The organism is Trichocoleus sp. FACHB-46 (assembly GCF_014695385.1).
GTDB lineage: Bacteria > Cyanobacteriota > Cyanobacteriia > FACHB-46 > FACHB-46 > Trichocoleus.
Map to the genome: position 1 here is coordinate 126652 of NZ_JACJOD010000031.1, position 18122 is coordinate 144773.

The following is an 18122-nucleotide window of genomic DNA, read 5'->3' on the forward strand; positions in this document are numbered from 1 at the left end:
GAACGTTGAGTTTTTATAAATTTGATAAAGCTGTGATTGTGGTCGTCAGTGTTCTCTACTAAGAAAAAAGCCTGTAAGGGTTGATGAGAAACCCTACAGGCGTACTAGCTCAAGAGAACGAGCTTTAGTGATGGTTGAGGTTAAGACCTGCTTCTTTCGCCATCGCTGCCAGACCCTTGTGCTCCAAAGTTTTGATGGCTTTGGTCGATAGTCGGAGACGAACCCAGCGATTACCTTCAGCCCACCAGATGCGTTTCCACTGTAGGTTAACTTCTTGCAGCTTTTTGGTACGACGGTGAGAGTGAGAAACGGCGTAGGCGTTGTTTGCCTTCTTGCCGGTCAGTTGGCATTTGCGAGACATGTAAACTCCAGTCCTGAACTTTGTAAATTTAGGTGCAGTCTCTTATTGTATACAACGCTTCAATTGAGTCCAAACAATTGGTAGTTTTTCGGCACTTTAGAATTTAGAAGCGCGATCGCCAGTCGTCTCATTAGAATTGCCTCCCGAAGCGTTTGTCTGCCTCTACAGCTAGGAAGGCAGGCTTAAAAGTAAAAAGAGAGGCGATCGCCTCTCTTACAAACAACGTCGGACGTCATTTAAGTCGTAGCTTCTGGGATCTGGTCTACTTCGCTGCCTGCTCTGTTAGGCGAGTTAGCACTTCGTTAGAGCGTTCTACAAACGCCTTCATACCTTCAGCATCAAATCCTTTCTGAGACATTAAGGCTAAGTCGTAGACATGCTGACAAATCATATCTGCTAGTTCGTTGGAAGCAGATTGTCCTTCAGCTTGAATAATGCTGCCTTGGTTCAGATTAATTAGATTTTGAATCAAGGGATGAGCCGTGTTCACCAGCAGGACATGCTCTTCGGGAAACTGAGCTAGTTGCTGTTGCATCAAAGCGTTCATCTCTTGCAAGCGACGCAAAGCTTCTGGCAAAAGCACGATCGCTGGGGGAGTGCCTTTGGGATCGTCCGATTTCAAACTTTCGGTGCGAATAATTAGCTTGGGCCGGTTGAGTGCTTTCTGGAATAATTCCTTCAGTTGCTCACCGCGAGTCTGATTCGTTTTCGGGTCAACAATATCAGCCGCCTGATCCTTTTCAATCAGAGTGTCATCGAGGTCAGAGTCTACACGCGAGAACTTAACCTCAGAATACTCTCGCTCCAAGAAACTAATGAAGTGGGTATCGATGAAAGAGTCCATAAAGAGGACTTCTAACCCCTGCTTCTTATGCAACTCTACATAAGTAGCTTGAGTCACTTCATCCGTGCAGTAAAAAACTCGATTCTCGTGGCGCGATTGATTACGCTCTAGATACTCTTTGATAGTGGTGTAGGAAGGTCCAGGACTAGCTTCTGAAGCAGGAGTTACTGTTTGCCAGGCGTCGCCTTCTTCAGACTGCACTTCAACCGCAGGCGTTTCAGCAGTAGTTGGTTTCAACTCAGCAGTGGAGCGATAGATCAAAATATCTTCAACTTGCTTCTTGAACTTGTCGTCGTTGATGGAGCCAAATTTGACGAAAGTTCCTAAGTCTTGCCAGCAGCGAACATACTCTTCCCGATTGTCTCGGTAGAGTTCTTTCAGGCGATCGCCCACTTTCTTAGCGATATAGTCCGCAATTCTCCGGACCGTGCGATCGTTTTGTAAAAAGCTACGGGAAACATTCAGCGGAATATCAACGCTGTCAATCACACCCCGCAGAGGCAATAGGAATCGAGGAATGACTTCTTCGCAATTGTCACTAACAAATACTTGGTTGCAAAATAGCTTGATTTGGCCCTTAGTAACGTCTACATCTGGCTTCAACTTAGGAAAGTAAAGAATGCCATTGACAACAAAGGGGTAATCAGTATTGAGATGCACCCACAATAGAGGCTCTTCTTGGAAAGGATAGAGATAACGATAAAACTCTAAATAATCTTCTTTGGTCAGGTTACTAGGAGACTCTTTCCAAGGAGCTTTTTGTCGATTAATTTGCTCTCCATCCAGCTTGATGGGCACTGGCATAAAGTCGCAGTAAGTTTTTACTAACTGCTTAATTCGGTAAGGCTCCAGATACTCTAACTCCTCCTCTTGTAGGGTTAAAGTTACCGTAGTTCCTCGTTGAGCCCGATCGGATTCTTCAAGGCTAAACTCGGTTGAGCCATCGCAGGACCAATGAACGGCTTGAGAACCCTCTCGATAAGAAAGTGTGTCAACATCAACCCGCGCGGCCACCATGAACGAGGAATAAAATCCCAGCCCAAAGTGACCAATGATTTGTTGATCAGTGGAGTTCTTGTACTTTTCAACGAATTCTTCAGCGCTAGAGAATGCTACTTGGTTGAGGTACTTCTTGACCTCCTCCGCAGTCATGCCAATTCCGTTATCAGAGACAGAGAGGGTTTTCTTGTCTTTATCAAGCGTGATTTGGATTTCTGGCTCTCCTGCCTCGCCAGAGAACTCTCCAGCATAAGAAACCATCTTTAGCTTCTGAATTGCATCAACCGCATTTGAGATCAGTTCTCGCAGAAAGATTTCGTGGTCTGAGTAAAGCCACTTCTTGATAATTGGAAAGATGTTCTCAGTATGAATACTGATGTTGCCCTGTTCCAGAATGGTTGCCATGAGTCTAGTCCAGTGGACGGTTGGATGAACTGTGTTTGAAGTTATGAAGGCGCAAGCAAGTAAAAGACTAGGTTAAAGAGTACTTACACTACCTGCCTCTTATGATTGTGGGCGATCGCTCTAAATTTCGATTCCGGGATTGCCCCACCTAAGCCGATTCGGTTTTCCCTACTCTATAGAGTTGAACCTACACTATTTTACTTGCTGAGGTTCTGAGAGGCCTCTGCTTTTGCGAACCCATTGCTTGATTGCTTTGAGCATTCCTTGAGCAGAATGAGCGGGTAACAAAATTGCGATCGCAATTTTTCCCAAAATAACTACCATTAACCGAATGCGACCTAACCACTTGGGGTTATTACGAACTGCTTCTTTAAAGAATCGTGCTGCTGTAATGCCACGGTAACGATCGAGAGAGCCTTCTAAAGCTTTGAGGGTCAAATACTGGTAGCGCTGAGCTAGTACCTGCCGTTTCAAGGACAGAGAGTCAGGCACTTGAGTAAACGCACGTTCAATAACTTGCTTGCTTTCAGCCTCCATCTTCCAGACATTAGCAGACATCGATTGCGAAGAAACTCGGTATAAAACTTGAGCAGATGGTACTGCTACAAACTCATAACGCGCTGCTAGGCGCAACCACATATCCCAATCTGCAGCAGCACTTAAGGTTTCATTGAAGCCTCCTACTTCAATCAGCGCCTGTTTAAGAATTAAAGGATTAGAGCCACTTTCAATGAAATCCCTTAACAACAATTGCTTGTGAACGTCACCATTTTCTGTGATATGTCCACCATGCCGTAGAAATTGGCCAGATTCATCAATCCAATCAGTCCAACTATAAGCTACTACAGCCTTAGGATGACTTTGAAGGGCTTCTAGCTGAGTTTGTAGCTTATCAAGAGTCCACAAGTCATCGGCATCAAGAAATGCAATATAATCGCCCGAAGCATGAATCAAACCACGGTTGCGACTGGCCGATACTCCAGCATTATTGTAGGAAAATATTTTGAGGCGAACATCCGAAATACTAGCAGCAACTTCTAGCGTTGAATCTTGAGAGCCATCGTTAATAACAATGATTTCAACATTACTCAGTGTTTGATGTAGAACTGAATCAATTGTTTCTCGAATCGTTTTTTCGCTGTTAAAGGCTGGGATGATCACAGAAACTAGGGGCATAGTTAGGTGAGTTCCGCTGAAGTAGGCGACGACGCAGATGGATCAATTCGAAGATAGCCATACAAAGCTCTAACATCTAAAAATTTTCCAGCTTTTAGCAATAGGGCTTGAGCTAGCTCAGGTGGCAAGAAAATAACAGCAGTAGTCCTAAAAATCAATTTGACTAAAACTTTTGCTCGTAACAAAGCTGGATCGTTTTGAATCGCCACCCAAAGAAATCGAGCCGCTGTCAAGCCACGTTTTTGTCCTGCTGGCCGTTCTAAGGCGTCTACGACCAAACACTTATAGCGGTTAGCCAGAATATCTTTTCTACGACATTGAATTGCTTCCGGAGCTTGAGCTAGAGCTTTTTCAATCACTCGCTGAAAACCTAGCTCTTGTCGTTCTACATTATTTGACCAAGAATTGGAATTGGGATATTTTCTATATAAAATTTGGGGGGAAGTAACCACTGTAAATGGATAGCAAGCGGCAAGCCGAAGCCACATATCCCAATCTTGACCTCCTACGAGTGACTCGTCAAAATAACCAACGTGATCTAGTGCCCGCCTAAGCACTAATGGGTTAGAGCCACTTTCGACAAAATCAATTAGCAGCAACTTTTCATAAACATTCCCTGTCGCACTAATATAAGCTCCTCGCCTTAAAAACTGTCCTGTTTCATCAATCCAATTAGTCCAGCTATAAGCTACAGCAGCATCTGGATTTGCTCGTAGTGATTTTAACTGGGCTTCTAGTTTTTCAGGAGTCCACAAATCATCTGCATCAAGGAAAGCAAGATACTCTCCTTGAGCTTCACAGATACCACGATTGCGACTTTTTTGAGGACCAGAATTAGGTTGAGAAATCAACTTAATTCGAGAATCTTGAATATTTGAAACAATGTCTGCTGTTGTATCTAAAGAGCCATCATTGATAACAATAAGCTCGAAGTCTAAGAATGTTTGGCTTAAAACTGAGCCAATAGTTGCCTTAATTGTTTTCTCTGCATTATAAGCTGGTATCACAACAGAGATTAGCGGCATGGGGTGTAGCTCTCAATAATTACCTGACGGAGTAATCTTTAGCTAGTTTTATGATTTCCAAGCTTAAGCTACAACATAAATCCGTTCAATTAATGTATTTTTCCTTAAAGAAAGTGTAAATATTTTTATAGGAATACAGTCCACTTCAAGTATCAGCAAAAATTTGACACTTAAAAATGATGCTAAATTGGCGATCGCGCTGACCAACGAACCTGACTTGAAGATTTCTGTCAATGGGTTAAGACTATTGCTGGTGCTTACCCATTGACAGAGTAACTTATTTTCTCGAAGTTAGGATTTGGTTTTAGCTGACTGAGCCAAACTTGAATAAGAAGATGAGGGTACAGCTTCAACCGTAGAATCCAGGTCTTTTTTGGTAAACGTTAAGGTATTGTTCGCTAAATCAATCACGATAGTATCCCCCTCTGTAAACGTGTTTTCTAGCAGCTTGTTAGCGATCGGATTTTCAAGTTCTCGCTGAATAGCACGCTTGAGGGGACGAGCACCATAAACGGGATCGTAGCCTGTATCTGCAATATAATTTTGTGCTGCTTCTGTAAGTTCTAGCGTGATTTTTTGATCGGATAGAAGTTTTTGAATGCGTTTGATCTGAATACCGACAATTTGACGCAGTTCACCAAGATTGAGCGGATGGAACAGAATGATGTCATCCACGCGGTTGAGGAATTCGGGGCGGAAGTGCGATCGCAGGGCTTGTAGAACTAGAACCCGCATCTGTTCGTACTTAGAATCATCCCCTGAGACATCCAAGATGTGATCGCTGCCAATGTTGCTGGTCATGACAATCACAGTGTTGCGGAAGTCAACTAACCTGCCTTGGGAATCGGTGATACGACCATCATCGAGCACTTGCAGCAAGATGTTGAATACGTCTGGATGGGCTTTTTCGACTTCATCAAGCAGTACTAGAGAGTAGGGATGGCGTCGGACTGCTTCAGATAACTGCCCCCCTTCTTCGTAGCCAACGTAACCTGGAGGCGCACCGACGAGTCGAGAAACTGAGTGCTTTTCCATGTACTCCGACATGTCAAGGCGCACCAAGGCGTCATCGGTGTCAAACAGAGATTGGGCTAAGGCGCGAGCTAGTTCAGTTTTACCAACTCCAGTCGGCCCCATGAAGAGGAAAGAACCTATGGGACGACCGGGATCTTTCATCCCTGCTCTAGCTCGACGAATTGCCGAGGATACTGACTCCACCGCTTCATCTTGGCCCACAACTCGTTGATGTAGGTAGGATTCTAGCTGGAGCAGTTTTTGCCGCTCTGATTCTAGGAGACGGTTAACAGGGATGCCAGTCCACTTGGCGACAATCTCAGCAATATCAGCATCGGTGACTTGCTCTCGCAAGAGGCCAGAGCCACGAGATTGAATCTCTAGGAGTTGCGCTTCTTTAGCTTCGCGATCGCGTTGCACCGACTCTAAACGACCGTACTTCAGTTGAGCCGCTTTGTTGAGGTCGTAAGCCCGCTCCGCCTGCTCAATTTGGACTCTAAGTTGGTCTTCCTCCATCTTCAGAGCTTTGATGCCTTCTAGGGCTTCTTTCTCAGTTTGCCACTGGCCCGCAAGCTGTTGCTGTTTTTCACTCAGCTCTGTAATTTCTTGCTCAATTCGGGTCAGTCGTTCCCGTGAAGTGCGGTAGCCACCTGCGATCGCGCGTTGGCCCTCATTTTCTAGAGACAGCTTTTCCATCTCTAGCTGCATCAAACGCCGATCAATTGCTTCCAACTCAACGGGCTTAGAGGTGATCTCCATCCGGAGCTTGGCTGCAGCTTCATCGATTAAGTCGATTGCTTTATCGGGTAAGAAGCGATCGGCAATGTAGCGATCGGATAAAGTCGCCGCTGCCACTAAGGCAGCATCGGTAATTTTGACCCCGCCGTGGTGAGTTTCGTAGCGATCTTTAAGGCCACGCAGGATAGAAATGGTGTCTTCAACGCTAGGCTGATTAACCACAACCTGCTGGAAACGCCGTTCTAGGGCTGCATCTTTCTCGATGTATTTGCGGTACTCATCAAGCGTGGTGGCACCGATACAGCGCAATTCCCCACGAGCTAGCATGGGCTTCAGCAAGTTGCCTGCATCCATGGTGCCTTGGCTGGCGCCAGTACCGACTACGGTGTGGAGTTCATCAATGAAGAGGACAATTTGCCCGTCGGAGTCCATGACTTCGCGCAAGACAGCTCGCAGGCGGTCTTCAAATTCACCGCGATACTTCGCGCCTGCGATCAAGCTGCCCATATCGAGCGAAATCAGCTTACGGTTTTTGAGGGATTCTGGCACATCGCCGTTGACAATGCGCTGAGCTAGTCCTTCAGCGATCGCTGTTTTACCGACACCGGGTTCCCCAATCAGGACAGGGTTATTCTTGGTGCGGCGTGATAGTACTTGAACCACTCGACGAATCTCGTCATCGCGACCAATTACAGGATCTAACTTGCCCGATTTCGCTTGTTCTGTCAGGTCTTGACCATATTTCTCTAGGGCAGCGTAGCGAGACTCAGGGCTTTGATCTGTCACCTTTTGGCTGCCTCGAACGGTCTTGATTACGGTTTCTAGTTGCTTGGCATCCAGATTGACTGCTTTGAGCAAGCGCCGACCAATGCGTTCGTCTTCGGCAAAGCCAATGAGTAGGTGCTCAACTGAGATGAAACCATCTTGCCAGGATTCTCGTGTGGCTTCGGCCCGGTCAGTCAGCAAATCTAGCCCCCGACCTAGATAAAGTTGCCCATCGTCTGTAACGCGGGGTTGGCGTTGGGCAAATTCTTCTAATTGCAGAAGGAGTCGGGCTGAATCCACGCCCGCGCGATCAAACACTTTGCTCGCCAGTCCATCCTGCTGCAAGAGAGCAACGACTAAATGCTCCACCTCTAGCTGTTGGTGTTTGAAGCGACGGGCCACTTCCTGAGACTTAACGATCGCTTCCCAGGCTTTGTCAGTGAATTTGCTAGAGTCGGTGGGCTGCATGTTCTAAAAAGAATTCCTGTAAAAAGGCTTGTCCCCAGACGTTTAGTATAACAACCTGCCCTGCGCCATCTCACCTGCTAAAAGGTGAAGACAGTCCGGAGCGTACTCTGCCAAATGTCAGGATTCGTAGCGTTGTTATTAGGATTAGTCACGAGCATGAAAGTGGGTGTCACACTAAAATGCTCATTGATGGAGAGATTGTAGAACAATTCAAAATTGGTTTGCGTAGCATCTCCCAAGTTGCTAGTGATGAAAGGCTGACCCACAGCAGCTCCAGCCAATGAACCTGGAATCACAAGATTGCGAAACACGACTCCCAAGGCCCAGGTTTGAGGATGAAGATCTAAGTTTTGGGCTAAAACCGAATTAAACCCCTGGTACGACCCAAAGCCATAACGACCAAACACGGCAACTGTTCGGTCAATGGCCCATTGGGCGTTGATCCCAGCCGCTTCAATCTGCGTGTCGTTGAGGGTAGCACTTGTATATTGCAACTGGACACTGCTAGCGGAATTAATCGAATATTCCAGCTCGACACTGCCTTGACTGCGATCGCTAAATAAACCGCCTTGTTGGGGGTTATTGCCATCCGCTGCGGCATAGAGCGATCGCAGTGCCCATGAATCAGAGAGTTGCCAATCTAAGGCAATACCAGCACCCCCAAAGCGGTCAATCTGGTTTTGCACAATCAAAGGATTATTGACGAAAAAGCCAGAGCTAAAATCAACGCCTGAGTTGTTGGCGAAGGGATTGCGGTCAATAAAATCGCTAGGCACGATTTTGGGGCCAATACTGACAGCCAAATTCGGTTGAGGTCGAAACGTGTAGTAAAGCTTACGTATCCGAGGCGTCTCAGTCACTTCGGCGTACTCTACTCCCCCACCATCAGCTAATAGACCTGTGGTTCCCAGCAAATTTTGATCGCGATTGTGCACTTCACCGATCGCATCAGTTCTACCGTTGCCCATTTCTAGTTGCGTCAACAGCAGGGCATTGGGTTGCAGAGTGGTTAATAAATCTAGCCGCACCCGCGAAACCAACTCCAGTGGGGCTTGGGTTCCTATTGTGGGCGCAAAAATGGCTTGGCCTTGCAGTTTGGTAGTGGTCGAGAACTGATTGGCTTCCAACTCGCTCGTGCGCCCATCTAAATCAGCTAAGCGATCGCGCAAGTCATTCAAAGCTGGGCTGAAGGTACTCTGAAGCTGCCGTAAGGTCTCAATATCCTCCGGATCTAGGTCGCTAGCTTGATTGGTGGTAATTAAGTCATTAACCTTGACAAAAACAGCGTTGAGAATGGCAGCAAACTCGTAGCGAGTGAGCGCTCGCTGTCCTCGGAAGGTGCCATCTGAATAACCTGTGACTACGCCATAGCGCTCAACCAAAGATTTCAGGGCTTGATAGGCCCAGTCAGTCGGCTGCACATCTGACAGCTCTGACACAGAATTGATCTGAGCCATCGCAGAGTCATCTGTCGCTAAGCTATCGGCCACAGGTGCGGTTGGATTAGAGAAACTTGAGGGCAACTGAGCAATTGACTGAGTGAATTTAGCGGGGGCGATCGCTGGATCAGGTGCAAATTCTAGTAGCGTTGAGCCATTTTCAATTTCAGCTTTCGCTAGAGCAGCAGAGTTAAAAATGTCAACTCTAGATGGGAGCCGCAGAGGTGGCGAAAGTGTATCAACGGCTAAATCTAAAGATGAATTTGAGCTATGAGGTAATTCAGCCTCAGCCTTCAGCGAAAATTGTGCTAGAAGACTAAGGCTGCCAAGACCTCCAGCGACCCAATTGATTCTCCTCACTCTGCCACTCCTTCAAAGGGTTGCTATTCAGGAAGTTCCAGAACAGCAACTAAAAACCGGAACTTAACGTTGACCTTTAGCTGACCTTTACAGGTTGTTGACTCGTTATTTAGGCAAGGGAAGACCGCATCCCGCCAGGTATCTAGTGAGCTGTAGTCGCAGGTTCTGTGGTTTGCTGTGCCGGCGCTGCGTTCTGCGCCGCTAATTGAATTAATTCAACTTTGTAGCCACTAGGATCTTCGACAAAAGCAATCACGGTGGAGCCATGTTTCATTGGACCTGGCTCGCGCACCACCTTACCGCCACGCTCCTTGATGGTGTTGCAGGTGGCATAAATATCATCCACACCAATGGCAATATGGCCATAAGCATCACCGAGATTGTATTGCTCTACTCCCCAGTTGTGAGTCAGCTCAATCACTGTATGGTCAATTTCGTCACCGTAGCCCACGAAGGCTAGCGTAAATTGACCACCAGGATAGTCTTTACGACGCAGCAACTTCATGCCTAAGATGTCGCAATAGAATCTGAGTGATTCTTCCAAGTCGCCAACCCGTAGCATCGTGTGGAGTAGTCGCATAATTCTTTTCCCTGCTTCACATTTTTTATTCAAGCACTCAGCGGAATCTTTAGCAGATCCGTAAGTAAAACTACCAGTCTAAAATCCAGACCTCTCTAAGATCACTCTTGGGTGTCCGTTTGGACGTATTCTAACAATCGGGCTGTTTGCCATTTTAGGCTGAGCGCCAGCGGGTGAATCGTGAACATACCGCCCGGTTGAAGCCAGTTGCAATTCTGCTTATTCAGAGGGTACAGAGGGAATGATTGATACGCCAGAGACCGCCATTTACTCCATTCGGGCTCGCGAAATTCTAGATTCACGCGGACGCCCAACTATTGAAGCGGAAGTGTATCTGGAGAATGGTGCTGTTGGAGTTGCACAGGTTCCCAGTGGTGCCTCAACAGGGAGCTTCGAGGCGCATGAATTACGCGATGGAGACTCAAGCCGTTACGGCGGCAAGGGCGTACAGAAAGCAGTGCAAAACGTGGTGGAAGAAATTGCCCCTCGCTTAATCGGTTGCAATGCGCTAAATCAAGAAGCGATCGATCGCGCCATGATTGACCTGGATGGCTCGCAAAATAAAGCTAATCTGGGCGCAAATGCCATCTTAGGGGTCTCTCTCGCTACAGCTAAAGCGGGTGCCGAAGCTTTAGGTCTACCGCTCTACCGTTACTTGGGTGGGCCACTCGCGAACTTGCTGCCTGTGCCTCTGATGAACGTGATTAATGGGGGGGCGCACGCAGACAATAATGTGGATATTCAGGAATTCATGATTGTCCCGATTGGGGCTTCCTCATTTCGTGAAGCTTTGCGCTGGGGCGCAGAAGTGTTTTCCTCGCTCAGCAACGTCTTAAAGGCTCAGGGATTGTTAACTGGAGTAGGGGATGAAGGTGGTTTTGCCCCCAACTTAGCGTCTAATCAGGCGGCTTTAGATTTGTTGATAGCCGCGATCGAGAAAGCGGGTTACAAGCCTGGAGAGCAAGTAGCATTGGCGCTGGATGTGGCTGCGAGCGAACTCTACAAAGACGGTCAGTACGTGTATGATGGCGCTGCTCATACGCCAGCCGAGATGGTTGATTATCTGGCTAAGTTGGCAGGTCAGTACCCGATCATCTCGATTGAAGACGGCTTGCACGAAGATGATTGGCAGCATTGGCAGTTGCTAACTCAGAAGTTGGGCGATCGCGTGCAGCTCGTCGGGGATGATTTGTTTGTTACCAATCCCACTCGTCTACAGCAGGGGATCGACCAGAAGGCAGGCAATTCAATTTTGATTAAGCTGAATCAGATTGGCTCCTTAACAGAAACGTTGCAAGCGATCGATCTGGCTACTCGGAACAGTTATCGCTCCGTCATCAGTCACCGTTCTGGTGAAACGGAAGATACGACGATCGCGGATTTGGCTGTAGCGGTTCGTGCGGGTCAAATTAAGACGGGATCGCTCTGCCGTAGTGAGCGGGTAGCGAAGTACAACCGTCTACTCCGGATTGAGGATGAGCTGGGTAAGCAGGCGATTTATGCGGGGGCGATTGGCTTGGGGCCTCGGTAAAGAAGTAGGCTCGATCAAGTTATTGGCTTTGAGGGGTTTTGAGGGGTTATCGGATTAACTCCTGAGAACCGAACCCTTGGGGGCAACTGCCCCCAAACCCCCGCTGAGGGACGGCTGCGTCCCCCAGACCCCCTCCAGAAGGGCTTTTTGAGTTAGTGTTTACAATGAAGAGGCATCTTCCTTTCAGTAGGTGGGTGCCTTTTTGCTGAGATTGAGACAAGCTGGGATGGGGGCGATCGCGGTTCATCTTGCCAAATTCCTTATGTCATCAAAGCCTGACTTAACAGAATTCTAGCTTTATTAGAAATTCCTAAAAAAATATAACGATACTACTTCTTGTTCAACTGAAAGCTGCAATTGAGACGGTTTGCAGCCGATGTTTTGTGTAGTTTGTTGCTGACAAGTCTAAATTTTCCCGTTTGAATAGGAGTAGGGTAGGTAAAAAAAATTACACTTGTCCTAGTTTTCTTGGTTCGGGCATTCCAACTCTGGCAGTGAACAGCACTTCTAAAGACATGGTTGAGCAACAAAATTCTGTGGATGCAAGTCAGAGCCTGACCAAGTCAAATTTTCAACTCCCGCAGGTTGAGGCAGAAGCTAAACTTCTACAAACCCTTTCGTTAGCCATTAGTGAATCTCCAGACTTAGCAACGGCTTTGCAGGTGGCACTTCAACAGGTATGCGAAGCCACGGGGTGGAGGTATGGAGAAGCTTGGCTCCCCGATCCCACACAAACCAGATTGGAATGTAGTTCGGCTTGGTATAACGAATCTACTTCACTAGATAAATTTAGAGCACTGAGTCAAGCGATACATTTCCAGCCAGGAGTAGGGTTGCCTGGGCGGGTTTGGGCTAAGCAGAAACCAGAATGGATTCAAGATGTATCTCAGGAAGCCTCAACGAGCTTTTTGAGGACTGAAATTGCTCTGGAGGCAAAGCTCAAAGCAGGGCTGGCAATGCCTATTCTGGCGAGAGGGGAAGTGGTTGCGGTCTTGATCTTCTTTATGTTTGAAGCTTGCTCCGAAGACCAGCGCCTAGTGGAATTGGTGACTGCTGTAACTGCTCAGTTAGGTGCAATCTTGCAACTTAAGCGAGCCGAAAGAGCCTTGAAAGAGCAACAAGAGTTTTTGCGGCTCGTTCTAGACAACATTCCTCAGTACATTTTTTGGAAAGATACTCAATCTGTTTATCTAGGCTGTAACAAGAGTTGGGCAGAGTTGGCAGGTCTGACCCAACCCACCGCGGCAATTGGCAAGACTGACGATCAGCTACCTTGGACGCCGCCAGAGATTGAGTATTATTTGGAGCAAGACCGACGCATTATCGCAACTGGAGTCCCAGAGCTAGACATTGTTGAATCTAAGCAGCATCAAGATGGCCGCCAAGTCTGGATGCATGTGAATAAATTGCCCATTCATAACGCAGAGGGTCAGGTTATTGGACTCTTGGGTCTGATGGAAGACATTACAGAGCGCAAACAAGCCGAGCAGTGTCTGCGGGAGAGTGAAGCACGACATCGGGCTATTTCGGGCATGGCCTCTGACTATGTTTACTCAGTCCGGATTGAACCGGACGGCGAATTGGTGACTGAATGGGCCACTGAAGCCTTTTATCGCATCACTGACTACACGCTGGATGAGATAAATGCCTTGGGCGGTTGGGTCAGCTTGATTCACCCAGAAGATTTAGCCTTGACCTACCCTTTTGCCCAGCAGATCTCAGCTAATCAGCCTAGTATTCTGGAATATCGCATTGTGAATAAAACGGGCGCGATTTGTTGGCTACGTGATTATGCTCGACCGGAATGGGATGCTGAGCAACAACGAGTCGTACGAATTTTAGGAGCAGTCAAAGATATTACCGAGCGCAAGCAAGCTGAGGAAGCCCTACGGCAAGCCGAAGCAAAGTATCGCAGTATTTTTGAAAACGCAGTTGAAGGTATTTTTCAGACCACGACGAATGGGCAATATTTAACTGCCAACCCGATGTTGGCAAAGATTTACGGCTACGATTCCTCAGAAGAGTTGATGGTCACCTTAACGGATATCCAGCATCAACTTTATGTCGATCCCAGCAGTCGAGCTGAATTCATGCAGCGGATTCAAACCCAAGAAGCTGTGTGGGGATTTGAGTCTCAGATCTACCGCAAGGACGGCACGATTATTTGGATTTCCGAAAATGCTCGAACTATTCGGGATGACCAAGGCCAACTCATTGGCTACGAAGGGACTGTTGAAGATATCAGTGCTCGTAAACAAGCAGAGGCAGAACTACACAAGCGAGAAAGTCTACTGCAAGGCGTGGCAGAAGCGACTCAGCACCTATTGACCAATCCTAACTGCGACGCCGCGATCGCAGCAGCACTAGCAACTCTAGGCACGGCAGCAGGAGTTGATCGCGTTTATATCTATGAAAATCATCCGCATCCCATTACTACTGAGGTGGCGATGAGTATGCGATTTGAATGGACTCACGAGGCGATCGCTCCAACAATTCACCAATCCTATTGGCAAAATCAACCTTACCGAGAATCTGGTCTTAGCCGCTGGTACGAAGCTTTATCTACAGGCCAATCGATTAGCGGGATTACTTGTGATTTTCCTCTGGTGGAGCAGAACCTCCTAGAGCGGGATCAAATTCTGGCGATTTTAATGGTACCAATTCTGATTGATCAGCACTTTTGGGGTTACATCGGCTTTGACGACTGTACGACAGAACGCTGCTGGTCGAAGAGTGAAGAATCCATTTTGATTGCAATGGCTGCCAGTATTGGCGGAGCTTTGAAACGAGAGCAAGCAGCAGCCACAATTCGTTATCAAGCCTTTCACGACTTACTGACTGGGCTACCCAATCGCATTTGCTTCAACAACTGGTTATTGCCATCACTCACCCAAGCGCGGTGCAGTGACAAAAACGTAGCCGTGATGTTTCTGGATTTAGATCGCTTCAAGGCAATCAACGACACTCTAGGGCATGCGGTAGGAGATCAGCTTTTGCAGTTGTCGGCGCAGCGCATTGCCAGTTGTCTACGCGAGGAAGATATTGTGGCTCGTTGGGGCGGCGATGAGTTTACGCTGCTACTGCCAGATTTGAGCTGTCCTGAAGACGCCAGCAGAATTGCCCGACGGGTGTTAGAAGCGCTTAGACCTGCTTTTACCCTAGAGGGACATGAGCTATACATCACTAGCAGCATCGGCATCGCCCTGTATCCGCAAGATGGCGAAGACGTTCCTACACTCTTAAGAAACGCCGATGCTGCCCTTTATCAAGCCAAAGCCCAAGGACGAAACAACTACCAGTTCTATACTGCGGCTCTTAACGCTCAGGCATCGGCTCGGTTGGAGCTAGAAAGCAATCTCCACCATGCCCTAGAACGAGGGGAGTTTGTAGTCTACTACCAACCGCAAATCAACCTAACCAACCAGCAAATTACTTGCATGGAAGCTTTGGTGCGGTGGCAGCATCCGGAACTGGGGTTACTAGACCCGAAAGCATTTATTCCATTGGCCGAAGAAAATGGTTTAATCGTTGCCATTGGAGAGTGGGTGCTGCGAACCGCTTGTCAGCAAGCAAAGCAATGGCATCAGGCAGGCTTCATGCGATCGCGGGTTTCTGTCAACCTATCAGCGCGGCAATTTCAGCAACCTGAACTGGTCGGAATCGTCGCTCGCACTCTCGCCGAAACTGAGCTTGGGCCTGAATTTTTAGAACTTGAAATTACTGAAACGACCGTCATGCAAAATGCCGACTCTACTTGTGAAGTTTTGCATGACTTAAACAAAATGGGAGTTTCCTTGGCAATGGATGATTTTGGCGCAGGTTACTCTTCATTAGGGTATCTGAAGAAATTTCCCCTCCATACACTCAAAATTGATCAGTCTTTCATTCGAGATTTATCGCTTAGTCCCCAGGATGCTGCCATTGTCAGTGCGGTAATTGCTTTAGGGCAGGGGCTAAATCTCAATGTAATTGCCGAGGGAGTGGAAACTCAAGCTCAGCTGGAACGGTTGCGATCGCTACAATGCCAAACCATCCAGGGTTACTTGCTCAGTGCTCCCTTAGCAGTCTCAGAAGCCACAGTCTTCTTGCGAAACCATCGGCTGCAATGTCCACCTCCAACGATTTCGCAAGATCGAGTTACTGCTCAAGTTTAAAGCGCTGAGTTTAACGATGATCTATCTGGCTAGAACTGACGTAAAAATCGCAGATCGCTGTTGTAAAGCCGCCGAATATCGTCAATCTGGTGCAGGACCATCGCTAAACGCTCCACCCCAAAGCCAGCCGCGAAACCCGTGTAAACTTCCGGGTCATAACCGACAGCTTTGAGCACGTTAGGGTCAACCATTCCACAACCGAGAACTTCTAACCAGCGACCTTTCCACTGCACATCTACTTCTGCCGAAGGTTCGGTAAAGGGGAAGAAACTGGGACGAAAACGGATGGGCACATCGCCAAACATGGCTTCCAGAAAGACTTTAATTGTGCCTCGGAGATCCGAGAAAGTTAGTCCTTCATCCACTGCCAGAATTTCAATTTGGTGAAAGACAGCAGAGTGAGTCGCGTCTACTGTGTCACGACGATACACCCGCCCCGGTACTGCCACGCGGATAGGGGGGTCGTTTTCTTCCATGTAGCGAATTTGCACCGTCGAGGTGTGGGTCCGCAACAAATTCCCATCCGTCAAATACAGCGTATCCTGCATATCCCGAGCGGGATGGTCTGGCTGGAAGTTCAGAGCTTCAAAGTTGTAGTAGTCTGTTTCCATCTCTGGGCCTTGAGCCACGGTGTAGCCCAAACCCGTAAAAATATCTAAGGCGCGGTCAATCGTGCTATTCAGCGGGTGCATTCGCCCTTGAGGCCGATACATCCCTGGCATCGTCACATCCAGAGTTTCAGCTTCCAATTGGGCTTGAATCTGAGCTGCTTGCAGTGCTGTGCGCTTAGTGTCTAAATCGTTTTGCAAAGCTTCTTTGACTTCATTGGTCAAAGCCCCAATCCGAGGACGCTCCTCAGGTGGTAACTTACCCATCCCCCCGAGGGCTTGGGAGAGTTGGCCTTTTTTCCCCAGGTACTTGACACGGAGTTGATCCAATTGCTCCAGAGTTTCGGCAGTGGCGATCGCCTGTTGCCCTTCTTGGCGCAGCGCATCTAATTGGGCTTCCAGATCGCTAGTCTGATGAGTCATGCTAGGGGTTGTTCGTAAAACAATAATCTTGAGCGCAGCGCTTACCCGTGAAACGTTGCTCTGCATAATGCCAGTTTAGAGGCTAGCGTTCTGTTTTGGACAGGGTTTTCCCAGGTAGTGTTTCATCAACCGATCGTCAGAATCATCTCTTCGGCTTGTCATTGCAGTTACACAATCTGCGATGTCAGGCACAATCAAAGTCTGGTAGACCATTGACAATACTATTGCGTCGAATTACTCCATGAGACTCCTTGTTAGTAACGACGATGGCATTTATGCCCTCGGCATTCGTAGCCTAGCGAATGGGATGGCTGAGGCAGGTCATGAAGTCACAGTCGTTTGCCCCGATCGAGAGCGATCGGCTACAGGCCACGGCTTAACTTTGCATAGCCCCATCCGAGCAGAAGAAGTTGAATCAGTCTTTCATCCCAGCATTAAAGCTTGGGCTTGTTCGGGCACCCCTTCAGATTGTGTTAAGTTGGCTTTAGGAGCCCTCCTGGACAATCCACCAGATTTTGTGCTCTCCGGCATTAATCACGGCTCTAATCTTGGCACTGATGTGCTCTACTCAGGCACAGTCTCAGCAGCCATGGAAGGGGTGCTCGAAGGAATTCCTAGCATTGCTTTTAGCTTGACCAGTTTCAGCTGTAGAGAATTTCAACCAGCTGTACGCTTCGCCCAAATCTTATTAACCCAACTGACTCAACACCCTTTGCCCAAGCTTGTCCTGCTTAACGTGAACGTACCCGCAGTCACGCAACCAGACATTATGGGGGTTGCCATCACTCGCCAAGGAGTTCGTCGTTACACAGACATTTTTCAGAAACGCCTAGACCCTAGAGGCAAAACTTATTACTGGTTGGCGGGTGAGTTGCTGGAGGATGTCACGGATGAAGTCGATCTTAAGGAGGGCAACGAAGCAATTACGGATGTGCAAGCCATTCGGAACAATTACATTACTGTTACGCCCCTCCAGTACAACTTAACTTCTGTAGACGGGCTCACCAATTTACAGAAGTGGCAACTAAATTTCCCGGACTACCCATCGCTTTAACAGCAGAAATAAAAAGCTACTTGCGGTTCAAAGTTCTGAGTTAAGTGCTGAGAATCTCTTAAAAATAGGGCTTCGATCACTACCAGAGGGAACAATTTTGATTAAGTTGGAATCATAGGGAGTTTCTCCAAACTAAATTATTTATAGATTTCACTGTTCGCAGTATCCAGGGTGAGGG

The 18122-nt window shown here is 47.7% G+C and carries 11 protein-coding genes; 3 read left to right on the forward strand and 8 right to left on the reverse strand.

The features are described 5' to 3' along the window. Positions 1 to 124 precede the first annotated feature (124 nt). From rpmB to gloA, 7 genes are all read right to left on the reverse strand, one after another. Entirely contained in the window at positions 125 to 361 is a 237-nt protein-coding gene (rpmB, locus tag H6F72_RS18660) for a 50S ribosomal protein L28 (protein WP_190438984.1), read from the reverse strand. Positions 362 to 623: 262 nt separating this feature from the next. Further along, a complete protein-coding gene (gene htpG / locus H6F72_RS18665; RefSeq protein WP_199299175.1) occupies positions 624 to 2609 on the reverse strand; it encodes a molecular chaperone HtpG in 1986 nt (661 codons plus the stop codon). Positions 2610 to 2801: 192 nt separating this feature from the next. Beyond that, on the reverse strand, positions 2802 to 3785 hold the full coding sequence (locus H6F72_RS18670; protein WP_190438986.1) for a glycosyltransferase: 984 nt from the start codon (positions 3783 to 3785) through the stop codon (positions 2802 to 2804). Between the two features lie 2 nt (positions 3786 to 3787). After that, positions 3788 to 4810, reverse strand: a complete 1023-nt coding sequence (locus H6F72_RS18675; protein WP_190438988.1) for a glycosyltransferase — start codon at positions 4808 to 4810, stop codon at positions 3788 to 3790. A 291-nt stretch (positions 4811 to 5101) separates the two neighbouring features. After that, positions 5102 to 7795: an ATP-dependent chaperone ClpB gene (gene clpB, locus H6F72_RS18680; protein ID WP_190438991.1), complete on the reverse strand. Its 2694-nt coding sequence runs from the start codon at positions 7793 to 7795 to the stop codon at positions 5102 to 5104. Positions 7796 to 7872: 77 nt separating this feature from the next. Further along, positions 7873 to 9594: an iron uptake porin gene (locus H6F72_RS18685; protein ID WP_190438994.1), complete on the reverse strand. Its 1722-nt coding sequence runs from the start codon at positions 9592 to 9594 to the stop codon at positions 7873 to 7875. 142 nt (positions 9595 to 9736) lie between these two features. Then, positions 9737 to 10174: a lactoylglutathione lyase gene (gene gloA, locus H6F72_RS18690; protein ID WP_190438998.1), complete on the reverse strand. Its 438-nt coding sequence runs from the start codon at positions 10172 to 10174 to the stop codon at positions 9737 to 9739. A 241-nt stretch (positions 10175 to 10415) separates the two neighbouring features. Between gloA and eno the strand changes: the two genes are divergently transcribed. Next, positions 10416 to 11705: a phosphopyruvate hydratase gene (gene eno / locus H6F72_RS18695; RefSeq protein ID WP_190439013.1), complete on the forward strand. Its 1290-nt coding sequence runs from the start codon at positions 10416 to 10418 to the stop codon at positions 11703 to 11705. Between the two features lie 494 nt (positions 11706 to 12199). Next, positions 12200 to 15859: an EAL domain-containing protein gene (locus tag H6F72_RS18700; RefSeq protein ID WP_190439017.1), complete on the forward strand. Its 3660-nt coding sequence runs from the start codon at positions 12200 to 12202 to the stop codon at positions 15857 to 15859. A gap of 29 nt (positions 15860 to 15888) precedes the next feature. On the opposite strand, the gene pheS is transcribed toward H6F72_RS18700, so the two are convergent. Next, complete coding sequence (gene pheS / locus H6F72_RS18705) at positions 15889 to 16890, reverse strand: phenylalanine--tRNA ligase subunit alpha (protein WP_190439847.1); 1002 nt, start codon at positions 16888 to 16890, stop codon at positions 15889 to 15891. Positions 16891 to 17131: 241 nt separating this feature from the next. Between pheS and surE the strand changes: the two genes are divergently transcribed. After that, on the forward strand, positions 17132 to 17944 hold the full coding sequence (gene surE / locus H6F72_RS18710) for a 5'/3'-nucleotidase SurE (protein ID WP_190439020.1): 813 nt from the start codon (positions 17132 to 17134) through the stop codon (positions 17942 to 17944). The last annotated feature ends 178 nt before the right edge of the window (positions 17945 to 18122 follow it).

Excerpts from the sequence above, each read along its gene's own strand:
- rpmB (WP_190438984.1), bottom strand. The coding sequence starts at position 361 with ATGTCTCGCAAATGCCAACTGACCGGCAAGAAGGCAAACAACGCCTAC.
- htpG (WP_199299175.1), bottom strand. The coding sequence starts at position 2,609 with ATGGCAACCATTCTGGAACAGGGCAACATCAGTATTCATACTGAGAAC.
- H6F72_RS18670 (WP_190438986.1), bottom strand. The coding sequence starts at position 3,785 with ATGCCCCTAGTTTCTGTGATCATCCCAGCCTTTAACAGCGAAAAAACG.
- H6F72_RS18675 (WP_190438988.1), bottom strand. The coding sequence starts at position 4,810 with ATGCCGCTAATCTCTGTTGTGATACCAGCTTATAATGCAGAGAAAACA.
- clpB (WP_190438991.1), bottom strand. The coding sequence starts at position 7,795 with ATGCAGCCCACCGACTCTAGCAAATTCACTGACAAAGCCTGGGAAGCG.
- gloA (WP_190438998.1), bottom strand. The coding sequence starts at position 10,174 with ATGCGACTACTCCACACGATGCTACGGGTTGGCGACTTGGAAGAATCA.
- eno (WP_190439013.1), top strand. The coding sequence starts at position 10,416 with ATGATTGATACGCCAGAGACCGCCATTTACTCCATTCGGGCTCGCGAA.
- pheS (WP_190439847.1), bottom strand. The coding sequence starts at position 16,890 with ATGACTCATCAGACTAGCGATCTGGAAGCCCAATTAGATGCGCTGCGC.
- surE (WP_190439020.1), top strand. The coding sequence starts at position 17,132 with ATGAGACTCCTTGTTAGTAACGACGATGGCATTTATGCCCTCGGCATT.